The sequence below is a fragment of the Desulfosporosinus metallidurans genome (assembly GCF_001936615.1).
GTDB classification, from domain to species: Bacteria; Bacillota; Desulfitobacteriia; order Desulfitobacteriales; family Desulfitobacteriaceae; genus Desulfosporosinus; species Desulfosporosinus metallidurans.
The window spans coordinates 1-252 of record NZ_MLBF01000244.1 but is presented as its reverse complement, the minus strand read 5'-3'; the positions used below and the strand labels follow the sequence as shown (position 1 = coordinate 252).

The 252-nt window shown below is 44.8% G+C and carries 1 pseudogene; it reads left to right on the top strand.

What is annotated here, in order from left to right:
• Window positions 1–36 precede the first annotated feature (36 nt).
• A pseudogene (locus tag DSOL_RS28615) lies at window positions 37–252 on the top strand (hypothetical protein); the annotation flags it as partial.

Below are 252 nucleotides of genomic sequence, written 5' to 3'. Positions count from 1 at the left end.
GCTCCAGACTTACAAAGACTTGGGGTAGTGGATGAGATGGTTCACGAACCTCTTGGCGGAGCACATAAAGACTTAAATCAGACCGCAGAGAAATTATCTCAGGTCATTTCCAAACATCTTGTGAGTCTGAGGTCGGAGAATCCAGAAGCGCTGCAGGGAAAATCGCTATCAAAAGTTGAGGGCCATTGGAGTGTACCAAGAAATTTCCCAAAAGTCCTTGGGAATTTTAGAAAAGGCTTGACTAATCCGTTG